Source organism: Streptomyces sp. NK15101 (genome assembly GCF_020400725.1).
Classification (GTDB): domain Bacteria; phylum Actinomycetota; class Actinomycetes; order Streptomycetales; family Streptomycetaceae; genus Streptomyces.
Genome location: NZ_JAINVG010000036.1, coordinates 55,283 through 74,560 on the forward strand (window position 1 = coordinate 55,283; position 19,278 = coordinate 74,560).

Genomic DNA, 19,278 nt, shown 5'->3' on the forward strand with positions numbered 1-19,278 from the left:
ACGGGCGACGGGCGGGCGCCTCTCCCTCTCCCGTGTCACTCTCCGTTACGGACGGGGCCGCAAGATCGTTGGCCGGGCATGAACCTCACCACGATTCCCCGAACCCTCGTCGCCGCCCTCGCCCTGAGCGGTGCCTTCCTCGGTTTCGCCGGCACGGCCCAGGCCGCCACCGCCGGAGCCGTGGCAGCCGTCGCCCCGATGGACGGTCCCGAGCCGGTCGAGCTCGACGAGCTGGGCCTCCCCGACCTCCTGGAGGACTGACCGCACACGACAGCGGGGCACGGGAACGGCCGGACACCACGAGGGCGGTGTCCGGCCGTTCCGTTCGTCCCGGAACGTCAGCCGGCGTCCCGGCGCGCTCCTCCGAACAGGGTCTCCAGGGCGTCGACGGCGCTGCCGTCGTGGTCACTGCCCGCCGTACCGCCGCTGCCGTACTGGACGTTGGCCGCCCGGTCGATCTCCACGACGGAGTCGGCGTGGGAGTTGTCGATGACGGTGAGCAGGCTGTCGCCGGCCGCGGCCGGAGCGGAGCCGGCCGTCAGCAGGGCGGCGGCCAGACCGAGCGCCTTCAGCGGCGTCCTGAGCGGGCCGCCGACCGCCTTCTTCGGCGAGGGCCCGAGTGCCCCCTCGCCCCGCTGCCCCGGGACCACGGGGCTCACGCGCCGACCCGCTCGGGCACCGCGTGGTGGCGGGTGATGTTCCGCTCCAGGAGGCGGGTCGAGGCGGCGACGCCGACCCCGGACCGGGGGTCGAAGGACGGCAGCCGACCGTCGTCCCGCTTCAGCTCCGCGAGCGCCGCGTCCATCGCCTCGTGCGCCGCGAAGAGGCAGGGCGTGCTGTAGATCGCCACGTCCACGCCGAGATCGGTGAGCTCGGTGAGCGAGAGCCGCGGGGACTTGCCCCCGGCGATCTGGTTGAAGAGCAGCGGCTTGCCGTCGACCACCTCGCGGATCCGGTGGATCCACTCGACGCTCCGCACCCCGTCCACGAGCACCACGTCGGCGTCGGTGGCGGCCAGGCACTTGGCCCGCTGGAGGATGTCCGCCTCGTCGGTGGCATCGGTGCGGGCCACCACGACCATGTCCCGGCGGGTGGCCAGCACCATCTCCAGCTTGGCCAGGTACTCGTCGAGCGGCAGCACCTGCTTGCCGTCCGCGTGGCCGCACCGGCGGGGCCGCTTCTGGTCCTCCAGGATCACGCCCGACGCACCGATCCGCTCCAGGCCCTCCACCACGTGGCAGGCCACCTCGGGGTCGACGTAGCCGTCGTCGATGTCCACGAGCAGGTGGTGGCGGGGGAACGCGCCGCGCAGCCGCTGCACGAACGCCACCATGTCCGGCCAGGCGATGAAGCCGATGTCCGGAAGCCCGTAGTACGAGGCGGCGAAGCCGAACCCGGAGACGAACATCCCGTCGTAGTGGTCGGCGGCGACGGAGGCCGAGTACATGTCGTAGACGCCGATCAGCGGGGTCGTGCCCGGCGCCGCGACGGCCTCGCGCAACTTGTTTCCGTAGCTCAAGGTCTGACTCCTGGTCATCTCGGGGAAACACGGAAAAGGTGCAGAACCGCCGCAACACGACGGAGCTTTACCAAAACCTGATGATTTCCTGAGACGGCGCGGAACTTCGTCTTACGAGCGCTTTACTCACTCTCCCGGCCTAGCGCATTCACCAGAGAAACGTCACTTGCGCGAGGAACGGCCTTGTTCCGCACGCCGGATGGGCCCGCCCCCGCCCGGCCGCCGCCGGTTGCCGGCCCGCCGCCGCTACCCGTAGCTCCGCGCCGGCGCCGGTCCCGCCGCTCCCGCCACCGCGTCCGCCAGCGCCTCGACCTCCGCGGCGTCCAGCCCCGAGACGGTCAGCCGGACGGCCGGCCCCGCGTCCATCCGGAAGCGCGCGCCCGGCGCGACGGCCCATCCCGCGGCGAGGAGCCGGGCGACCGCGCCGGTCTCGTCGGAGACCGGCACCCAGACGTTCATGCCGCCCCGTCCGTGTGCCTCGACGCCGCGCCGCGCGAGGGCCCGCACGAGCCCGTCGCGCCGCTCCCCGTACGCGCGCGCGACGACGGCCGGGTCCACGGCGCCCACGGCCCACAGATGCGCGACGGTCCGCTGGAGCAGCCTGCTGACCCAGCCGGGGCCGAGGCGCTGCCGCCCGAGCACCCGGTCGACGGTCTCGGCGTCCCCGGTGAAGGCGGCGATCCGCAGGTCGGGCCCGTACGCCTTGGCGACCGAGCGGACGAGCACCCAGTGGTCGGTGACGCCGGCCAGCGGGTGGAGGGGCTGCGCGACGATGCCGTGCCCGTGGTCGTCCTCGACGAGGAGCACTCCGGGATGCGCCCCGAGGACCCGCCGCAGCTCCCGGGCGCGCTCTTCGGTGACGCAGGCCCCGGTGGGGTTCTGCGCACGGTCGGTGACGATCACGGCCCGCGCCCCGCCCTGCCGGATCGCACGCCCGACGGCCTCCGGGAGGGGGCCGTCGTCGTCGACGGCGACCGGCACCGGGCGCAGTCCGAGCGCGGGGACGAGGTCGAGGAGGCTGCCCCAGCCCGGGTCCTCGACGGCGACGGCGTCGCCGGGCCTGAGGCGGGCGGTGAGGACCCGCTCGATGGCGTCGAGGGAGCCCGAGGCGACGCCGACGGGCCCGGCGGGCACCCCGTCCGCGTCGAAGGCGGCGCGCGCGAGGCGCCCGAACTCCTCGTCGACGGGGGCCTCTCCGTACAGGCCGGGCCGCTCGGCGTACCGCCGGGCGACCTCGGCGAAGGCCTCGCCGAGGGGTGGGAGCAGGGCGGGGTCGGGGCTGCCGTCGCTGACGTCCCGGACCCCGGCGGGCGCGTCCACGCGGATGGAGCCGCGCGCGGTCGTGGCGGGGCGCGGCCGCACCCGGCTGCCCCGTCGGCCGTCCGTCTCGATGACCCCGCGCTCGCGCAGGGTGCGGTAGGCGGCGGCGACGGTGTTGGGGTTCACGCCGAGGGTGAGCGCCAATTCCCGCATGGGCGGCAGCGGTTGGCCCGGCTGGAGCGCACCCGTGCCCACTCCCCGCTCGACGCTGGCGGCGATGTCCGATGCGCGACGGCCTTCGATCCGATACTCTCCTAGCACAAACATGATTATGCACTAGTGCAATGGAGATGGCAATGAGCACCACCACCGAGGCGTACCAGGCGACCGACCGGACCGTGCCCACCCGCTCCCGTCACCGCGCCTCGTACGACAAGGACCTCGTCCACGCGATACTCGACGAGGCCTACGTCTGCCACCTCGGCTTCGTCCGCGACGGCGCTCCGGTCGTCCTCCCCACCCTCTTCGGCAGGGTCGGCGAGCGCCTCTACGTCCACGGCTCCACCGGCTCGCGGCCGCTGCGCGCGGCCGGCGACGGCGCGACCGCCCCCGGCCTGCCCGTCTGCCTGACCGTGACGCACGTCGACGGCCTCGTGCTCGCCCGCTCCGCGTTCCACCACTCGCTCAACTACCGCTCGGTCGTCGTCCACGGCACCGCCCACCAGGTCACGGACCCCGAGGAGCTGCGTACCGCCCTCGACGCCCTCGTCGACCACGTCGTCCCCGGCCGCTCCGCCGACTCGCGCCCCGGGAACGCCAAGGAGCTCGCCGCGACCGCGGTGATCCGGCTCGACCTGGACGAGGTCTCGGCGAAGGTCCGCACCGGCGGCCCCAACGACGACCCCGAGGACCTCGGCCTCCCGTACTGGTCCGGCGTCGTCCCCGTGCGGGGCGGCTACGGCACCCCCGTCCCGGCCGACGACCTCGACCCGTCCGTCACCCTGCCCGGCTACCTGGCCGCGCTCTGACCCGGGAAGGACGGACCGACGATGCTGATCCACCCCTGGGACGCCGCCCACGACGAGGGCGAGTGGCGCGACTGGCTCTCCTGTCACGACTTCGGCCAGCTCGCCGTCAACGGCCTCCCCGGCGAGCCGCCGTGGGTGCAGCCGGCGCACTTCCGGTACGACGCCGAGCCCGGCCCGTACGGCCGGGCGCTGACCCACCTGGCCCGGCCCAACCCGCTCTGGCGCGCCCTGGAGGCGAACCCGACGGTGCTCCTGAGCGTGGTCGACGACTACGTCTACGTACCGGGGCCCTGGACGGCCCCCGAGGGCGCCCCGTCCGAGCACGGCACCCCGACCTCGTACTACGCGGCCGTCCAGCTGCGCTGCACCGCGCGAGTGGTCGACGATCCGGAGGAGAAGGCGGCGCTCCTCAACCGCCAGGTCGCCCACTTCCAGCCGGAGGGCGGCACGGCGACCGTCGCCCCCGGCGAGGCCCCGTTCGGGCGCATGCTGTCGGGGATCCGGGTGCTGAGCCTGGAGGTGACCGACGTACGGGCGAAGTTCAAGTACGCGGGCAACAAGCCGCAGGAGATCCAGGACCGCGTCTCGCAGCGGCTCGCCGAGCGGGCCGGCCCCGGCGACCTGAACGCCCGCGCCCACCAGCTGCGCCGCCGCGCGCACGGACGACCGCACGGGGGCGGGGCCGCACGAGTCCCGCCCCCGGCGGCGGTCTTCTACACCGTCACGGGCTCCCGCCTGCGCGCCTCCGTCGCCGTCCGCGCCTCCGCGAAGGCGAGGCCCGTCACGGCGGCGAGCAGCAGAAGGGTGCCGAGCACGATCGCGGCGGTGAGCCGCTCGCCGAGCAGCGAGACCGCGATCAGCGCGGCGCTCACCGGCTCCAGGAGCATGATCACGGAGACGGTGGCGGCCCGGACGACGGCCGCCCCGGCGAAGTAGAGCGCGTAGGCGAGCGCGGTCGGCACCGCCGCCACGTACACGAGCAGCAGCACCACGCTCACCGGCGCGTCGGTGTGCGGGACGAGCCCTTCCGCGAGGGCCGCGGGCAGCAGCCCGACCGCCCCGATCGCGAAGGCCCACGTGGTGGTCGCCAGGGCGTCCGTACCGCCGCCGTCCCGGCCGAGCCGCCGGGTGAGCAGGGTGATCGCCGCGTATCCGGCCGCCGAGACCACCGCGAGGACGACACCGAGCGGCCGCACCTCCGCGGCCCCGCCGCCCAGGACGAGGACGAGGAGCCCGGCGAGCGCTCCGGCGACGGCGGCGACCCCGCCGCGGCCGAGGCGCTCCCCCATGGTGAGCCGGGCGCCGATCGCGATGAGGACGGGGCCGGCGCCCAGGGCGACGACGGTGCCGACCGCGAGGCCGGTCGCCTCGACGGCGGCGAAGTAGGCGCTCTGGAAGACGGTGAAGCCGATGCCCGTACCGAGGACGCGGACCGTCCGCCGGCGGCGCGGTTCGCTCTCCGTGCGGGCGGCGGAGCGCCGGGGCCGCAGCGCCAGCGCGCCCAGGAGCAGGGCGAGGCCGCCGACGCAGCGCCAGAAGGAGAGGGCCAGCGGGCCCATGTCGCTGACGCGGAAGATCAGCGAGGCGGCGGCACCGGCCGTGCCCCAGGCGATGCCGGCGACGATCAGATAGAAGAGGCTCCGCCCGACGGACAGGGCGGATCCCGAGGAGTTCGACACGTGGGTTCTCCGTGGAAGACAGGAGGAAAGGGTGGTCGCTGGGCTCCGCGCGCGGGCAGCGACGAACCGCTCGGGGGCGAGAGGCCGCCGGCCGAGCCCGGTCTTCGTCGGGGAGAGTCTCCGCGCGCGCTAGGCGGCGGGAGGCGGAAGCACGGTCGAATGCATGGCCGGCAGCCTAGGGGGCGGTTCGCCCGGCCGACAACTCCGTGCCCCGTCCGGCACCCGCCGCCCCGGAACCGGAGTCGGCCCCGGACGCGGAGCCGGCGACCGGTCCCTGCGCCGGCGCCTTCGGCGTCGAGGACTGGGCGATGAAGGCCCCGACCAGGACCACCGCGCCGCCGAGGATCTGCGGGGCGTCCAGGTGCTCGCCGAGCAGGATCCAGGCCAGGACGGTCGCGATGACCGCCTCCAGACAGGCGACGACGCCCGCCACCTGCGGGGAGAGCCGGCGCACCGAGATGACGCCGGTGACGTACGCGAGGACGGTGGCGATCAGCACGATCCAGCCGAGCAGCAGCCACGCGGGCACGCTCGTCCCGTCCATGTCGGCCCGTCCGGCGAGGATGCCCCAGTCCATGCCCCAGGGCCGGGCCACGGCCGTGAGGACGACCGCGCCGATGAGCAGTCCGTACGCGATCACGCCGAGCGGATCCGCCTGCTCGGCCTCGTCGGCGCCCTGGTCGGACAGGACGAAGTACCCGACCTGGCAGCAGGCGGCGGCGAGGGCCAGGAGCAGTCCGACGAGGTCGAAGCTCAGCCCGGACCAGACCTGCACGACGCACGCGAGGCCGCCGGCGGCCAGGACGACGCCGAGGGCGGCGGCGCGGGTGACGGGCCGGCGCTGGACGAAGCGGACCCAGCCGAGGACGAGGGCGGGGGCGAGGTACTCGATGAGCAGGGCGACGCCGACCGGGATGCGGGAGATGGAGGCGAAGTAGAAGGCCTGGACCCCGGCGACGGCGAGCAGGCCGAAGCCCGCGAGGAGCGCGGGTTTGCGGCGCAGGAGGTCCCGGTGGCGCCAGGCCACCGGGAGCATGACGAGTGCGGCGCCGGCCACCCGGAGCCACACCACGTGGAGCGGGTCGAGTCCCGCCTCTATGAGCGGCTTGGCCGCCACTCCCGAACCACCGAATGCGAAGGCCGAGGCCAGGGCGAGTCCCAGGCCGGCGCTTCTCCCCTGAGACGCGTGCATCGGGCCATCATGACAGGACGCCGTCAGGGGCGTAACCCCCGTTACACCTGTTGAGACGGCTCCTCGTCACGGGCGGTCAGGAGGCCGGTGGCACGGGCGGTCAGCGCGGCCGGATCGACTCCCGCGCGGCGCAGCACCTCCACGGCGCGGCTCTCGGGATCGGCGGCGACGGCCACGAGCAGGTCGATGCCGCGGGCCTGCGGCTCACCGCGCTCGGCGGCCCGCCGGAAGGCGTCCTCCAGGGCGGCGGCCGCGGCCGGGGACCACGGGGAGGGACGGGCGTCCGGGGATTCCGCCCGGCGCGCGGCGGGCAGCAGGCGCCGGGCGGCCGAACCCTCCTCCGCCCGCTGCCAGCGCAGCCCGTAGCCGATGGAACGCTGGACGAGATAGCCGAGGACGCGGGCGAGCTGATGGCCGCCCTCGAAGGCGGCGCCGACCTCGGGGTCGGACTCGACGAGCGAGTGCAGGAGGTGGGCGGTGTCGATCTGGCGGTCACCGTCCCGGAGCGCCCTGCGCCGCGCCCCCGACACGACCGCGGCGAGCGAGGGCGTCAGGAAGGGCGCGAGCTCCGCGCGCGGGGCGACGGACGGCAGAAGCGGCTGAGGGCGCGGGGCGGGATGGTGCACCCTCCCACCTCATCAGGCCGGGGCGGCCGGAGCATCACCGGGGAGGAGCATGTCCGCATCCCACCGGAGTTGGGCACGGGCGCGCGGTTCCTCCTCCTTACGGATGAGATCGCGCGCGTTGCCCCCGAGAGGCGCGCGCCGCCTTGCTTCACGCCCCCTTTGCAACCACGGCCCCCTTCCCGCGCGTCCTCCGGTCGTGTTCTGGATGGTGGGCCTGCTCGCGCGTGACGGGCGGCAGTACGTGTACCGGGTGTACGCGCCCCGGGAGGCGCTGCCGGCCGATCTGTTCTGGGCCGCCTTCCACTGCCACGAGGAGGACGGGGCGCCACGGGCCTCCGACGACTTCGACGCGGCCGAGATCCGGTGGATCGGCGACGGCACGGGGCCGACGACCGCAGAACTGACGGTTCATCAGTATTGAATGTTCACGGCCGCCCCGCTACGTTCCGCGACACCGGAACCCAGTTGGCACGCGTGAAGGGGTGGTCTCATGGCCGAAGTCAGCGCGGAGGCACGGATCGAGGCGCCGGCCGGAAAGGTCTGGGCACGGCTCACGGACTTCTCCTCGTACGGCGAGTGGAACGCCACCCACACCGGCTTCCCGAACGGCGGCCCGGCCGCCCTGGAGGCGGGCGCCACCTTCACGGAGAACATGAAGCTGATGGGCTTCCCCGCCGAGGTCCTGTGGACGGTCGAGGAGCTGGAGTCCGAGCGGGCGTTCGCCATCAGGGGCAAGGGCCCGATGGGGGTCGTCGTCGCCACGCGCTACTCGCTGGCGGCGGAGGGGGACGCCACGACGGTACGGATCGACGGCGAGTTCACCGGCGCGGCGGTCTCCCTGATGGCGGGCAAGCTCAAGGACTCGGCCACGGCGGCGCTGACCGAGTCCCTGCGCAAGCTCTCGGGCCTGGTGGCCTGAACCGCGCGCACGGAGAACGACGAAGGGCCCCGCGACGGCCGTCGCGGGGCCCTTCCCGTGGCGCACGCCGGACTCAGTGCTCGTCGGCGAGGATCAGGTACAGCTTCTTGCGGGCCTCGTTGATCACGGCGACCGCCTTCTGCCGCTGCTCGGCGCTACCGGTCTTCCAGACCTGCCCGAACGCCTCCGTCAGACCGAAACCGGCCTGCCGGATCTCGTTCAGGGCGTCCCAGTCGATCCCGCGCCCGGCCTCCTCCCACGGCGCCTCGGGCCCCTCCTCGGCCTCGGCGCGCCCGGTGTCGGTGAGCGTGAACAGCTTCTTGCCGCCCTCGGTCACGCTGGTGATCAGCCCCTCGTCCTCCAGCATCTGGAGGGTCGGGTAGACCGAGCCCGGACTGGGCTTCCACGCCCCGTCGCTGCGCTCGCCGATCTCCCGGATCATCTCGTAGCCGTGCATCGGGCGCTCTTTCAGGAGCGCCAGGATCGAGGCGCGCACGTCACCGCGGCGCGCCCGTCCCCGGCCGCCCCCGCGGCCCCGCCCACCGAAGGGGCCGCCGAAGGGCCCTCCGCCGAACCCGGGGCCGAACGGCCCGAACGCGGCACGCCGCCCCTCGAAGTCCCCCCGAGGCCCGGGGCCGCAGCCTCCACGGCCGTGTCCGTTTCCGTACTCGTGTCCATGTGAACGCATCGCAACGCTCCTTCCGTCGAGATTCCATCGTTGAACTGTCGCGATGCTTCAACGATATATCGGAAGTGTTCGGCGAGCAATAACCGACAGGTCGGTCACCGAGGAGGGCGCCCAGGGGTCTCCGACCCCGATCCGCCGGACACGCCCTGGACCTGCGGGACGTCCCTGACGAACACCAGGCCGTCGCAGTCCGCCAGATGCGCCGGGTCGAGCGGGGCGTAGCCGAACCAGGGGGACACGCGGGGCGCGGGCCGCGGGTCGCCGATGACGGCGGCCAGTCGCCGGGCGTCCACGACGCAGCGGTCCTCCGGGAGCGCGTACAGCCGCCCTTCCACGGTGTCCGCCGGCGGCACGTCCACTCCCCGGTGCCGGATCGTGCCGAGGGCCGTGGCCACGAAGGCGTACTCCCCACCGAGCTCGGCACAGACCAGCGCGCCGGCACTCCACCACTCCAGCCGCCGCCCGCCCATCCGCATCGAGCTCTTCTCCCGCTGGAGGTGGGAGTTGTGGGCATAAACGAACACCGGGCCCCGGTCGGCGAGCGCGAGGAGGTTCCGGGACATCATCCGGTCCCGCACGCCCACCAGCCGGGCCAGGCGGGCCGGCGAGGTGTCGGCCATCCAGTGGTGGTAGCGCAGCAGGCCGAGCGCCGTGCGCCCGTACAGGCACGCCCGGTCCCACTCGTCCGCCGGACCCGTCGTGATCAGGTACGGCCGCTGCTCGCCGAGCAGCGCCACCAGGTCGTCGGCGAGCAGCCGCAGCCGGCCGGCCTCGGCCGACCGCCCCACGGAACGGGCCGGCTCCCTCATCGCGGCGGGCTCGGTCCACCGGTCGTCGGCGCCGATCAGGTCGTCGAGCACGTCCGCGGCGCAGGGGAGCAGGTCCGCGTCCACCCGGGCGGCGAGGTAGGCGTGGAGCGCGGTGAGGGGCCGCCGGGGGCTCGCGGCGCCGGTGATCTCCAGCGGCCCGTCGAATCCGGCGAAGCGGACCCGCTCGGACGCGGGGCGGCCCTCGTTGTGGGCTCGCATCCAGCGCACGAGCTCGCGGTTGGCCGCGGAGGCGCCCCAACCGTGGCTGAATCCGTGCTCCATGACCTCGTCGAGGGTGCCGGTGCCCGACGTGACGTGGTCGTCCACGACCAGGCCGTTCAGGCAGTCGGTCTCGAGCGCGATCGTCCGGTAGCCCTCCTGCTCGACGAGTTGCCGGAAGAGCTCGTTGCGCAGGTCGAGCAGGGTGTCCTCACCGTGGGTGGGCTCGCCCAGGGCGAGCACTCGGGGCCGGTCCGGGAGCAGCCTCATGAGGGAGGCGGCGTCGACGGCATGGGCGGTGTCCTTGATGTCAGTCGCCATGCCTTCAACGCTATCGTTGAAGCTTCGGTGGAAACTTTTCCGCGCACAGCCCGCGATATCGTCGGCTTCATGGGGAAGAACCTTCAAAGCGAGGGTCGGCTGCGGCCGGTCGATCTGGCCCGCGCGCACGGTCTGTCCACGCAGGCGGTCAGGAACTACGAGGAGGCCGGCATCCTTCCCGCCGCCGACCGCACCCCTTCCAGCTACCGCGTCTACACGCCGCTGCACGCCGGTGCCCTGCGCGCGTTCCTGGCCCTGCTGCCCGGCCACGGGCACCCGACGGCGGCGTCGGTCATGCGGGCCGTGCACCAGGGGACGGTCGACGAGGCGCTCCGTCTGATCGACGAGAGCCACGCCCAGCTCCTCGACGACCGCCGGACCCTCCGGGCCGTGGAGGGCGCCCTCCGCGACCTGGACCCCACCACGGCATCCGGGCCGGCCTCCCCGCCCGGCTCCGGCGGCACGTTCATCGGACCGTTGGCCCGGAAGCTCGGCATTCGTCCCGCGACGCTCCGCAAGTGGGAGCACTCCGGGCTCGTGCGCCCGCGCCGCGACCCCCGGACCGGATACCGCGTCTACGACGAGTCCGCCGTGCGGGACGCCCGGATGACCCACCAACTCAGGCGGGGCGGGTACCCGTTGGAGCAGATCGCCCCGCTGGTCGACCAGGTGCGGGCGGCCGGGGGCATCGAGCCGCTGGAGACCGCGCTCGGCGATTGGCACCGTCGTCTGTCGGCCCGCGGACGCGCGATGCTGACCGGGGCCGCCGAGCTGGAGGCGTACCTCCGCGCCCGGGAATGAGGCGGTCCCGAGCCGGGGGGAGTGGCAGGATCGACGCCATGTCGACGCGTCCGCTCCTGCTCGGAGCCCGGGGTCTGTGGGAACAACTGGCCCGGGAACCGGGGTCGTTCCCGTCCGCGGGCGGTGTGAACGTGATCGTCTCCCCGGCGTCGGAGCTGTGTCCGCCCGGCTGGGTCGGCGTGGTCGCTCTCGGCGGCTCGGCGCTCGTCACCGCCCCCGACGAGAGCACCGCCGCGACCGTGCGCACCGCCCTGGCGGGCCTGCCGCCGGTGGCCCTGGTGGACGCGGCCGCCGTCCGCGAGGCGCTGCCCGTGGCCGGGATGCTCGGTCCCGCGGCCCTGGCGTACGTGAGCCCGGAGGGCTTCCGTCCGGCCACCGGCCCGTCGACGGTCGAGCGGCTGCCCGGCGGCCATCCGGCACTGCGCGTCCTGGAGGATGCCGCCGGTGAGGACGACGCCGCGGAGGCCTCCCTGGACGAGATCACCTCGGGCGCGTTCGTGGTCCGCGAGCACGGCCGGGTGGTGGCCGCCGCCGGATACCGGTCCTGGCCCCGGCGGACCGCCCACCTCAGCGTGTTGACGGCCCCGGAGGCCCGGGGCCGCGGCCTCGCACGGACGACGGCCTCGGCGGCGGTCGCCGACGCCCTCGCGGCCGGTCTCCTTCCGCAGTGGCGCGCGCGTCCCCCGGCCTCCCGGCGGGTCGCCGCCGCGCTGGGCTTCGAGGAACTGGGCGCCCAGCTCTCCCTGGAACCGGCCCCGGAGGGACCGGCGGCACGACCGCTTGCGACACTCCTGCCATGATCGGCAAGGACGACACCCCGCTCTTCACCCAGTTCACCGCCCCCGGGTCGCTGCCCGACGGGCTCGTGGCCGCCCTCGTCGACTGCTGGACCGAGGTGAGCGACGCGGGCGGCGCGGCCGGGTTCCCCTTCCCGCCGGTCGACCCGGCCGAGGTCGCCGCCGCGGTCGACCGCATCGTCACGGGACTCGACCCGGCGAGCAGCCGTCTCGTCGTCGCCACGGTCGACGGCGCCCTCGCGGGCTGGCTGTGCCTCCGTCGCGACCCCCACCCGCTGGTCGCGCACTGGGGCACCCTGCACCACGTCCAGACCCGTCTCGGGGTACGCGGCCGGGGCATCGGCGCGGGCCTCGTGCGGCGCGCCCGCGCGATCGCCCGCGAGGAGATGGGCCTGGAGCAGCTGCGGCTCGCGGCCCGCGGCGGCGTCGGGCTCGAGGAGTTCTACGGCAGGCTCGGCTGGCGGGAGATCGGCCGCTGGCCCGGAGCGCTGCGGCTGGCCGCCGACGACGACCGCGACGAGATCCTCATGGTCCTGGCGCCGCTGTGACCGTGGCCGCACTCACACCGCGCCGCCCCGGCCACGCCGGGCCCGTACGGCACGCACCACCCGGGTGGTCCCGTACCCCAGCACCCACGGCAGCACCGTGATGCCGGCGACGTACACGAGGAGGTAACCGACGAGGTCGTCGGTCCGCGTCGGCTGGCTCCAGGGCAGGACGATGACGGCCGCGGAGGCCCCGACCGGCTCCAGCGGCAGCAGCACCGTCCACAGCCACGGCCACGGGCCGGGCCGCCGGGCGCACCAGACGCCCAGCCCGCCCATGACGAACGGCCCGAACGGCACCCACAGCAGCACCGGGTAGAGCAGCAGCACCCACCACTCGTCCCCGTATCCGAACATCATCGAAGCCCCCCGGTCCGCTCGTCCCCACACTCCGGCGTCCAGGACGACGCGCGGAAGAACCGGTCCAGTTCTCCGCGATTGGCCTTGGTCCGGGGTTTTCCGCCTTGGGTACGGTCGGTCGCATGCGCATCCGAATCGTCGACGCCTTCACCGACCGGCCCTTCTCCGGCAATCCGGCCGGAGTCCTGCTCCTCGACTCCTTCCCGGACGACGTCTGGCTCCAGAAGGTCGCCGCCGAGGTCAACCTCTCCGAGACGGCCTTCGCCCACCCGCTGCCCGCCGGCGGCGAGGCGGACTGGGCCCTGCGCTGGTTCACCCCGACCACCGAGGTCGACATGTGCGGTCACGCCACCCTGGCCACGGCGCACGTCCTGCACACCACCGGCATCGCGAGCGGCACCGTCCGCTTCGCGGCCCGCTGCGGCGTCCTGATCACCACGGCCGAGGCCGACGGCACGATCACGATGGACTTCCCGACCTCCTCCCTGACCCCGCTCCCCGTCCCCGAGGGTCTGGAGAAGGCGCTCGGCGCCGAGATCGTCGGCGTCCACGACACGGCCGACCACATCGGCGACCTCCTCGTCGAGCTGCACGACGAGGCCACCGTCCGCGCGCTCACCCCGGACTTCGCCGCCCTGAAGGGCCTGTCCTCGCGCGGTGTCATCGCCACCGCGGCCGCCGAGCACCCGCACAACGGGTACGACTTCGTCTCGCGCGGCTTCTTCCCCGCCGTCGGCATCGACGAGGACCCGGTCACGGGCAGCGCGCACACCGCGCTCGCGCCGCACTGGTCGGCCAGGTTCGGCCGCGAGGAGCTCACCGGCTTCCAGGGCGGTGCCCGCACGGGCCTCGTCCGCACCCGGCTGAACGGCGATCGCACCCTGCTGAACGGCCACGCCGTCACGGTCGTCGACGGCGAGCTGCGGGTCTGACGTACGGGAGGGGGTGCACGGCCCGCGCCGCGCACCCCCGCTCCGCCCGCCGTCACGCGGTGGGCAGCCAGTCCACCTTCCCGGCGAGCAGGCCGTACCCGACGAAGGCCACGATGTCGAGCAGCGCGTGCGCCACGACCAGCGGCCCGACCCGCCCCCAGCGGCGGTACAGCAGCACGAAGACCACGCCCATCACCACGTTGCCGATGAACCCGCCGACCCCCTGGTAGAGGTGGTACGAGCCGCGCAGCACCGAACTCGCCACCAGCGCGGCCATCGGCGTCCACCCCAACTGGCCCAGTCTGCGCAGCAGGTAGCCGACGACGACGACCTCCTCCAGGACGGAGTTCTGCACCGCCGAGAGGACGAGCACCGGGTACTTCCACCACACGTCGGGCAGCGACTCGGGCACCACCGTCAGGTTGAACCCGGACGACCGCGCCGCCAGGTAGAAGGCGAGGCCCGCGCTCCCGATCCCGGCCGCGACCAGCGCGCCGCGCCCGAGGTCGGACCACGGCCGGGTCCGGTCGAAGCCGATGGCCCGCAGTCCGGCGCCCTCCCGCAGCAGCAGGTGGGCGACGAGCACGACCGGCACCAGTGCCGTGGCGATGTCGAAGAGCTGCCAGGACAGGTCGAGCCAGGGCCGGCCGGGGGCGTACGAGCCGTTGAGCTTCGCCGCCTGGTCCTTCAGCGCTCCCGGCCTGGTCAGCGAGCCGATGAAGCTGATGAGCGACGACACCCCGCTCGCCCCGAGCGAGAGCGCGAGGACGATGAGCGTCTCGGAGCGCAGCACGCGGCGCGGCAGGCCGTCGGGGGGTGGGGAAGCGTCCCTCAGTCGTTGCTCCGACACCACACCTGTCTCCACTTCCCCCTCGCGGGCGCACGCCGTTCCGGTGGTCCCGGCCGACCGGGACCACCTTGACATGATCACCCATGCTCCCGACGGGTAGGGAGTCAGTCGATCCCCACCGGCCAGGTGTGCACCGGTTCGCCCGAGAGCATGAGCGTCCGGTACCGCCGGGTGGTCGCCGCGAGGGCGGCCTCTCTGTCGAGGCCCGATCCGAGGGCCCGGTGGAAGGTGTCGGTCTGCCAGGAGGCGCCGTTGACCCGCCGCAGACAGCGCTGCTCGATCACCCCGAGGTAGAAGTCCCGGTCGGCCGGCTCGATGTGCCAGGCGTCGAGCCCCGCCGCGGCGAGCGGCAGCAGCTCGTCGAGGACGAGCCGTACGGCCGGGAGGGTCGCGATGCCGCCGGCGCGTCCCGAGCGGGGCCAGCGCAGCTCCGCCTCGATGCCGTGGCGGCAGGCGGTGTCGAAGTTGGCCTCGGCGTCCTGGAAGGTCATGCGCTTCCACACCGGGCGGGGGTCGTCGGCGAGCGAGCGTACGAGCCCGTAGTAGAAGGCCGCGTTCGCGATCACGTCGGTGACGGTCGGCCCGGCCGGCAGCACCCGGTTCTCGACGCGCAGGTGCGGAACCCCGTCGACCCAGCCGTACACGGGCCTGTTCCAGCGGTAGACGGTGCCGTTGTGCAGCACCAGTTCCTGGAGGCGCGGCACCCCGCCCCGGTCGAGGACGAGCAGCGGGTCCTCCTCGTCGCAGAGCGGCAGCAGGGCGGGGAAGTAGCGGACGTTCTCCTCGAAGAGGTCGTACACCGAGTCCACCCACCGCTCCCCGAACCAGGTGCGGGGCCTCACCCCCTGGGACTGCAGCTCGGGCGGCCGGGTGTCGGTGGCCTGGGTGAAGAGCGGTGGCCGGGACTCGCGCCACAGTTCGCGGCCGAAGACGAAGGGCGCGTTGGCGCCGAGGGCGATCTGGACGCCGGAGACGGCCTGCGCGGCGTTCCACACGGGGGCGAACCGGGCGGGCGTCACCTGGAGGTGCAGCTGCACCGAGGTGCAGGCGGCCTCGGGCACGATCGACCCGGAGGTGCACAGCAGGCGTTCGACGCCGTGGATGTCGAGGGTGAAGTCCTCGCCGCGGGCGGCGAGGATCTGGTCGTTGAGAAGGGTGTAACGGTCGTTGTCCGAAAGGTTCTCGAGGACCAGGTCGCGCTGGGTGAGCGTGGGCAGTATGCCGATCATGACGACGCCCGCGTCGAGTTCCGCCGCCTTGCGGTCGGCGTATCCGATGCCGGTTCCGATCTCTTCCGCGAGCCGGTCGAATACGCGCCCGTCGAGCTGGTGGGGCGCGATGTTCACTTCGAGGTTGAACATTCCGAGTTCGGTCTGGAAATCGGTGCTGGCGATCTTTTCGAGAACCGGTCCGTTGAGCATCCTGGGCAGCCCGTCGGCACCGGCGAGATTGAGTTCGATCTCCACGCCCATGAGATTGCGCGGCCGGTCGAACCTCTTCTCCGCGAGGAGTCGCGCGAGCCCCGCGAGACACTGCTGGAGCTTTCTCCGGTACTGCTGCCGGTCGGACGGGCCGAACCCGTCGGCCACGACCTTCTCCCCCATCGAAGCGTCCCTCCCCGATTGGGCAGCCGCCACGACGGCCGCGCGTCACGGACGATGATGCCCACCCCGCTGATCCACAACGCCTGCGGAACCGGCCTGTCGAAGGATAGGCTGGACTGAGCACTCCACCGGCACATACCGAAGGCAAGGAACGCGCGACATATACCAATGTCGTATTGTCTTGGGACCCCGGGTCGGAATTCGGCCGTCCGCCTTCGTGAGGAATATGCAGGTGGGAGCGGTATCGTCTTCGTGATTCCGCTTCAACTCCCTGCCATTACGGCCTGATGACGTCTTGTCAGGAATATCCACGAGGTCTAGCGGAAACACTGTGTGAACACGTGTCGTATAAACTCCGCGGACGAGGCAGAGTGTTGGCGCCCGGCCATGGCCCCATGGCCCTTCTCTGGCCCCGCCGCCGACAGCGCCGTCGTACCTGCCCACGCATCACCGTGTCTCCTGAGTGAGAGGCGACCCATCATGCTCCGACCCTCCCCGGCCCCTGCGCCGGCCCTCCGCAGCGTCCTCGCGGCCCTCGGCTCACCGACCGCCGTCCGAGAACCGCGAACTCCCGCGCTGCGGGCCGCACAGGGACCGCTGAGCCCCGAACACGCCCTGCCCGTGCACGTCCTCGACGTCGCCGGAGCACCGGGGCTCGCACCCCGCACCCGGCTCGTCGGCTGGCGCTTCCTGATCCGGAGCGGGGACCGGGCGATCGCCGCCGCGGACACCATGCTCACCCCCGACGGCTGGGCCTTCTCCCACTTCTTCGAGGGCCCGTACGTCTCCGCCACGGAACAGGCCCTGCTCCAGGCCGAGGCCCTGCCCGTCACGTACCAGCCGAGGCTGCTCTCCGTGCCGGAGCTCTACATGCTGACCCTCTGGCTGCACTCCGGTCCCGAGACGGACGGCACCGCCGGCACCCCGGCCGCCGCCGATCTGATGGTGCCCCTGGCCCCCGCACCCCCGGGGATCGCGGCCCACCGCCCGTACCAGGTCGCCGATCTCCTGCCCGTGCTCACCACACGTCTCGCGCCGCCGCCCCTCCTGGGCTCGCCGGCGCCCGCCTGATCCGCGCACACGCGTCCCCGCCCCGTGACCCGGCCGGGTCACGGGGCGCACTCCTGTCCGAACCACGCGCCCGAACGCGCCGTCCGAACGCCCCTCCCGTACGGACTAGCCCGCTCGGGCCACCCCGAACCACCCGAAGAGACGGTGCAGTTGACCTGAACCGCCCCTGCGGGTGATGCGTCTTCCCAGGAGAGGACGAGCTGTCGCGAAATACCTGCGGAAGACCGTCCATGGGGCAAGACTGGGACCGGAACCGAACCGACTGACGGGGGCGGCCATGAGCGCGCAGAGCCGCAGGACATCCACCACGACGCAGCGAAAGAACCCACCCATGTGCCAGCATCAGCCTGCCTGTCCCACCGCCGACTCCGCCGACCGGGAGGCGGCCCGACTGATGGCACACCACCCGGAGCAGGGCTGGAGCCTGCTGTGCAACGGCGTCCTGCTCTTCGAGGACACCGGAGAGCTGCTGCCGGACGGGCAGATCATCGCCCCGCACCGGCCGCTGACGGCGGGGCAGGTGACGACCGCCGCCTGAAAGGACGCGGAAGGGCACCGTACGAGGGCGAGAACGCCGAGGGCCGGCCCGGAGGAGATCCTCCGGGCCGGCCCTCGGCCCGTGCTCAGTTGTCGTACTCGTCCAGCGGCGGGCAGGAGCAGACCAGGTTCCGGTCGCCGAAGGCACCGTCGATGCGGCGCACCGGCGGCCAGTACTTGTCGGCGGCCGAGACACCGGCCGGGAAGACCGCCTCGTCGCGCGTGTAGGGGTGGTTCCACTCGCCGCCCAGCGCGGCCGCGGTGTGCGGGGCGTTGTGCAGCGGGTTGTCGTCGGCGGGCCACTGGCCCGAGGCGACCTTCTCGATCTCGCCCCGGATCGCGATCATCGTGTCGCAGAAGCGGTCGAGCTCGGTGAGGTCCTCGGACTCGGTCGGCTCGATCATCAGCGTGCCGGCCACCGGGAAGGACATCGTCGGCGCGTGGAAGCCGTAGTCGATGAGGCGCTTCGCGATGTCGTCGACGCTGACGCCGGTGGCCTTGGCCAGCGGACGGATGTCCACGATGCACTCGTGCGCGACCAGCCCGTTCGGGCCGGTGTAGAGCACCGGGAAGTGCGGCTCCAGGCGCTTGGCGATGTAGTTCGCCGCGAGTACGGCCACCTGGGTGGCGCGCTTGAGGCCCTCGCCGCCCATGAGGCGCACGTACGACCAGGAGATCGGCAGGATGCCGGCGGAGCCCCAGGGGGCGGCCGAGATCGGGCCGACGCCGGTCTCCGGGCCCGCGGTGGGCTGGAGCGGGTGGTTCGGCAGGTACGGGGCGAGGTGGGCGCGGACGCCGACCGGGCCGACGCCCGGACCACCGCCGCCGTGCGGGATGCAGAAGGTCTTGTGCAGGTTCAGGTGCGAGACGTCGCCGCCGAAGTGGCCCGGCTTGGCGAGACCGACCAGGGCGTTGAGGTTGGCGCCGTCGACGTACACCTGACCGCCGGCCTCGTGGACCTCGGCGCAGATGTCGGCGACGTGCTCCTCGAAGACACCGTGCGTGGACGGGTAGGTGATCATCAGCACGGACAGCTCGTCCCGGTACTGGGCGATCTTGGCGCGCAGGTCCTCGACGTCGACCTCGCCGTCGTCGGCGGTCTTGACGACGACGACCTTCATGCCGGCCATCACCGCGGAGGCGGCGTTGGTGCCGTGCGCGGAGGACGGGATGAGACAGACCGTGCGCTGCTCGTCGCCGTTGGCCCGGTGGTAGGCGCGCACGGCCAGGAGGCCGGCGAGCTCGCCCTGCGATCCGGCGTTGGGCTGGATCGACACCTTGTCGTAGCCGGTGACCTCGGCGAGGCGCTCCTCCAGCTCGGTGATGAGCGTGAGGTAGCCCTGCGCCTGCTCGACCGGGGCGAAGGGGTGGATCTGACCGAACTCGGGCCAGGTCACCGGCTCCATCTCGGTGGTCGCGTTCAGCTTCATGGTGCAGGAGCCGAGCGGGATCATGCCGCGGTCGAGCGCGTAGTCGCGGTCCGCGAGCTTGCGCAGGTAGCGCAGCATCGAGGTCTCGGAT

22 protein-coding genes and 1 pseudogene are annotated in these 19,278 nt (G+C 73.2%); 11 read left to right on the forward strand and 12 right to left on the reverse strand.

All coding sequences use genetic code 11. The annotated features are described in order from the left end of the window. Window positions 1-78 precede the first annotated feature (78 nt). Entirely contained in the window at window positions 79-261 is a 183-nt protein-coding gene (locus K7G60_RS20325; protein WP_225802375.1) for a hypothetical protein, read from the forward strand. A 77-nt stretch (window positions 262-338) separates the two neighbouring features. Here the strand turns inward: K7G60_RS20325 and K7G60_RS20330 are convergent, their stop codons facing one another. The 3 genes from K7G60_RS20330 to K7G60_RS20340 all read right to left on the reverse strand — a co-directional run bounded on the left by K7G60_RS20330 (window position 339) and on the right by K7G60_RS20340 (window position 3,100). Continuing rightward, complete coding sequence (locus K7G60_RS20330; protein WP_225802376.1) at window positions 339-659, reverse strand: hypothetical protein; 321 nt, start codon at window positions 657-659, stop codon at window positions 339-341. Beyond that, window positions 656-1,519: an oxaloacetate decarboxylase gene (locus tag K7G60_RS20335; RefSeq protein WP_225802377.1), complete on the reverse strand. Its 864-nt coding sequence runs from the start codon at window positions 1,517-1,519 to the stop codon at window positions 656-658. Before K7G60_RS20335 ends, K7G60_RS20330 begins: the two co-directional genes overlap by 4 nt. A 246-nt stretch (window positions 1,520-1,765) precedes the next feature. Continuing rightward, window positions 1,766-3,100 carry an aminotransferase class I/II-fold pyridoxal phosphate-dependent enzyme gene (locus tag K7G60_RS20340; protein WP_225802378.1) on the reverse strand — a complete coding sequence of 445 codons (1,335 nt, stop codon included), beginning with the start codon at window positions 3,098-3,100 and terminating at the stop codon, window positions 1,766-1,768. Window positions 3,101-3,135: 35 nt separating this feature from the next. On the opposite strand from K7G60_RS20340, the gene K7G60_RS20345 reads away from it, so the two are divergent. Further along, on the forward strand, window positions 3,136-3,807 hold the full coding sequence (locus tag K7G60_RS20345) for a pyridoxamine 5'-phosphate oxidase family protein (RefSeq protein WP_225802379.1): 672 nt from the start codon (window positions 3,136-3,138) through the stop codon (window positions 3,805-3,807). A gap of 21 nt (window positions 3,808-3,828) precedes the next feature. After that, window positions 3,829-4,461: pseudogene (locus K7G60_RS20350) on the forward strand (FMN-binding negative transcriptional regulator); the annotation flags it as partial. Window positions 4,462-4,520: 59 nt separating this feature from the next. On the opposite strand, the gene K7G60_RS20355 reads toward K7G60_RS20350, so the two are convergent. The 3 genes from K7G60_RS20355 to K7G60_RS20365 form a co-directional block, all read right to left on the reverse strand. After that, a complete protein-coding gene (locus K7G60_RS20355) occupies window positions 4,521-5,486 on the reverse strand; it encodes a DMT family transporter (RefSeq protein WP_225802380.1) in 966 nt (321 codons plus the stop codon). Window positions 5,487-5,661: 175 nt separating this feature from the next. Further along, window positions 5,662-6,678 (reverse strand): DMT family transporter, encoded by a 1,017-nt coding sequence (locus K7G60_RS20360; protein ID WP_225802381.1) that lies wholly within the window; start codon window positions 6,676-6,678, stop codon window positions 5,662-5,664. 41 nt (window positions 6,679-6,719) lie between these two features. Beyond that, a complete protein-coding gene (locus K7G60_RS20365) occupies window positions 6,720-7,304 on the reverse strand; it encodes a Clp protease N-terminal domain-containing protein (protein ID WP_374115655.1) in 585 nt (194 codons plus the stop codon). 196 nt (window positions 7,305-7,500) lie between these two features. Here K7G60_RS20365 and K7G60_RS20370 point away from each other — a divergent pair, with 196 nt between their 5' ends. Together K7G60_RS20370 and K7G60_RS20375 are read left to right on the forward strand one after the other, a co-directional pair. After that, a complete protein-coding gene (locus K7G60_RS20370; protein ID WP_225802382.1) occupies window positions 7,501-7,725 on the forward strand; it encodes a hypothetical protein in 225 nt (74 codons plus the stop codon). Window positions 7,726-7,794: 69 nt separating this feature from the next. Continuing rightward, a complete protein-coding gene (locus K7G60_RS20375; protein ID WP_225802383.1) occupies window positions 7,795-8,223 on the forward strand; it encodes an SRPBCC family protein in 429 nt (142 codons plus the stop codon). 73 nt (window positions 8,224-8,296) lie between these two features. On the opposite strand, the gene K7G60_RS20380 is transcribed toward K7G60_RS20375, so the two are convergent. Then, window positions 8,297-8,911 carry a PadR family transcriptional regulator gene (locus K7G60_RS20380; RefSeq protein WP_225802384.1) on the reverse strand — a complete coding sequence of 205 codons (615 nt, stop codon included), beginning with the start codon at window positions 8,909-8,911 and terminating at the stop codon, window positions 8,297-8,299. A gap of 95 nt (window positions 8,912-9,006) precedes the next feature. Beyond that, entirely contained in the window at window positions 9,007-10,260 is a 1,254-nt protein-coding gene (locus tag K7G60_RS20385) for an erythromycin esterase family protein (RefSeq protein ID WP_225802385.1), read from the reverse strand. Between the two features lie 69 nt (window positions 10,261-10,329). Here K7G60_RS20385 and K7G60_RS20390 point away from each other — a divergent pair, with 69 nt between their 5' ends. From K7G60_RS20390 to K7G60_RS20400, 3 genes are read left to right on the forward strand one after another with little or no spacing between them, the layout of a single operon-like run. Then, on the forward strand, window positions 10,330-11,061 hold the full coding sequence (locus K7G60_RS20390; protein ID WP_225802386.1) for a TioE family transcriptional regulator: 732 nt from the start codon (window positions 10,330-10,332) through the stop codon (window positions 11,059-11,061). 38 nt (window positions 11,062-11,099) lie between these two features. Further along, the gene (locus K7G60_RS20395; protein WP_225802387.1) at window positions 11,100-11,861 is read left to right on the forward strand and encodes a GNAT family N-acetyltransferase; all 762 of its coding nucleotides are present in this window, start codon (window positions 11,100-11,102) and stop codon (window positions 11,859-11,861) included. Then, window positions 11,858-12,406 carry a GNAT family N-acetyltransferase gene (locus K7G60_RS20400; RefSeq protein ID WP_225802388.1) on the forward strand — a complete coding sequence of 183 codons (549 nt, stop codon included), beginning with the start codon at window positions 11,858-11,860 and terminating at the stop codon, window positions 12,404-12,406. The genes K7G60_RS20395 and K7G60_RS20400 overlap by 4 nt, the downstream gene beginning before the upstream one ends. 12 nt (window positions 12,407-12,418) lie before the next feature. On the opposite strand, the gene K7G60_RS20405 is transcribed toward K7G60_RS20400, so the two are convergent. Continuing rightward, the gene (locus tag K7G60_RS20405; RefSeq protein WP_225802389.1) at window positions 12,419-12,763 is read right to left on the reverse strand and encodes a hypothetical protein; all 345 of its coding nucleotides are present in this window, start codon (window positions 12,761-12,763) and stop codon (window positions 12,419-12,421) included. 122 nt (window positions 12,764-12,885) lie between these two features. On the opposite strand from K7G60_RS20405, the gene K7G60_RS20410 reads away from it, so the two are divergent. Next, window positions 12,886-13,695, forward strand: coding sequence for a PhzF family phenazine biosynthesis protein (locus K7G60_RS20410; RefSeq protein WP_225802390.1), 810 nt, complete (start codon window positions 12,886-12,888; stop codon window positions 13,693-13,695). Between the two features lie 52 nt (window positions 13,696-13,747). On the opposite strand, the gene K7G60_RS20415 is transcribed toward K7G60_RS20410, so the two are convergent. Both K7G60_RS20415 and K7G60_RS20420 read right to left on the reverse strand, forming a co-directional pair. Further along, window positions 13,748-14,530, reverse strand: coding sequence for a CPBP family intramembrane glutamic endopeptidase (locus K7G60_RS20415; RefSeq protein WP_225802397.1), 783 nt, complete (start codon window positions 14,528-14,530; stop codon window positions 13,748-13,750). A gap of 119 nt (window positions 14,531-14,649) precedes the next feature. Further along, a complete protein-coding gene (locus K7G60_RS20420) occupies window positions 14,650-16,149 on the reverse strand; it encodes a glutamate--cysteine ligase (RefSeq protein ID WP_225802391.1) in 1,500 nt (499 codons plus the stop codon). Window positions 16,150-16,629: 480 nt separating this feature from the next. On the opposite strand from K7G60_RS20420, the gene K7G60_RS20425 reads away from it, so the two are divergent. Both K7G60_RS20425 and K7G60_RS20430 read left to right on the forward strand, forming a co-directional pair. Continuing rightward, the gene (locus K7G60_RS20425) at window positions 16,630-17,220 is read left to right on the forward strand and encodes a hypothetical protein (RefSeq protein WP_225802392.1); all 591 of its coding nucleotides are present in this window, start codon (window positions 16,630-16,632) and stop codon (window positions 17,218-17,220) included. Window positions 17,221-17,551: 331 nt separating this feature from the next. Next, entirely contained in the window at window positions 17,552-17,758 is a 207-nt protein-coding gene (locus K7G60_RS20430) for a DUF5999 family protein (RefSeq protein WP_017238438.1), read from the forward strand. A gap of 85 nt (window positions 17,759-17,843) precedes the next feature. Here the strand turns inward: K7G60_RS20430 and gcvPB are convergent. Continuing rightward, window positions 17,844-19,278, reverse strand: a 1,435-nt coding sequence (gene gcvPB, locus K7G60_RS20435) for an aminomethyl-transferring glycine dehydrogenase subunit GcvPB (protein WP_225802394.1), incomplete at its 5' end; no start/stop codon positions are given.

Coding starts and splice junctions, on each gene's coding strand:
- K7G60_RS20325 (WP_225802375.1), top strand. CDS start 79: ATGAACCTCACCACGATTCCCCGAACCCTCGTCGCCGCCCTCGCCCTG.
- K7G60_RS20345 (WP_225802379.1), top strand. CDS start 3,136: ATGAGCACCACCACCGAGGCGTACCAGGCGACCGACCGGACCGTGCCC.
- K7G60_RS20360 (WP_225802381.1), bottom strand. CDS start 6,678: ATGCACGCGTCTCAGGGGAGAAGCGCCGGCCTGGGACTCGCCCTGGCC.
- K7G60_RS20375 (WP_225802383.1), top strand. CDS start 7,795: ATGGCCGAAGTCAGCGCGGAGGCACGGATCGAGGCGCCGGCCGGAAAG.
- K7G60_RS20380 (WP_225802384.1), bottom strand. CDS start 8,911: ATGCGTTCACATGGACACGAGTACGGAAACGGACACGGCCGTGGAGGC.
- K7G60_RS20385 (WP_225802385.1), bottom strand. CDS start 10,260: ATGGCGACTGACATCAAGGACACCGCCCATGCCGTCGACGCCGCCTCC.
- K7G60_RS20390 (WP_225802386.1), top strand. CDS start 10,330: ATGGGGAAGAACCTTCAAAGCGAGGGTCGGCTGCGGCCGGTCGATCTG.
- K7G60_RS20395 (WP_225802387.1), top strand. CDS start 11,100: ATGTCGACGCGTCCGCTCCTGCTCGGAGCCCGGGGTCTGTGGGAACAA.
- K7G60_RS20400 (WP_225802388.1), top strand. CDS start 11,858: ATGATCGGCAAGGACGACACCCCGCTCTTCACCCAGTTCACCGCCCCC.
- K7G60_RS20405 (WP_225802389.1), bottom strand. CDS start 12,763: ATGATGTTCGGATACGGGGACGAGTGGTGGGTGCTGCTGCTCTACCCG.
- K7G60_RS20410 (WP_225802390.1), top strand. CDS start 12,886: ATGCGCATCCGAATCGTCGACGCCTTCACCGACCGGCCCTTCTCCGGC.
- K7G60_RS20420 (WP_225802391.1), bottom strand. CDS start 16,149: ATGGGGGAGAAGGTCGTGGCCGACGGGTTCGGCCCGTCCGACCGGCAG.
- K7G60_RS20425 (WP_225802392.1), top strand. CDS start 16,630: ATGCTCCGACCCTCCCCGGCCCCTGCGCCGGCCCTCCGCAGCGTCCTC.
- K7G60_RS20430 (WP_017238438.1), top strand. CDS start 17,552: ATGTGCCAGCATCAGCCTGCCTGTCCCACCGCCGACTCCGCCGACCGG.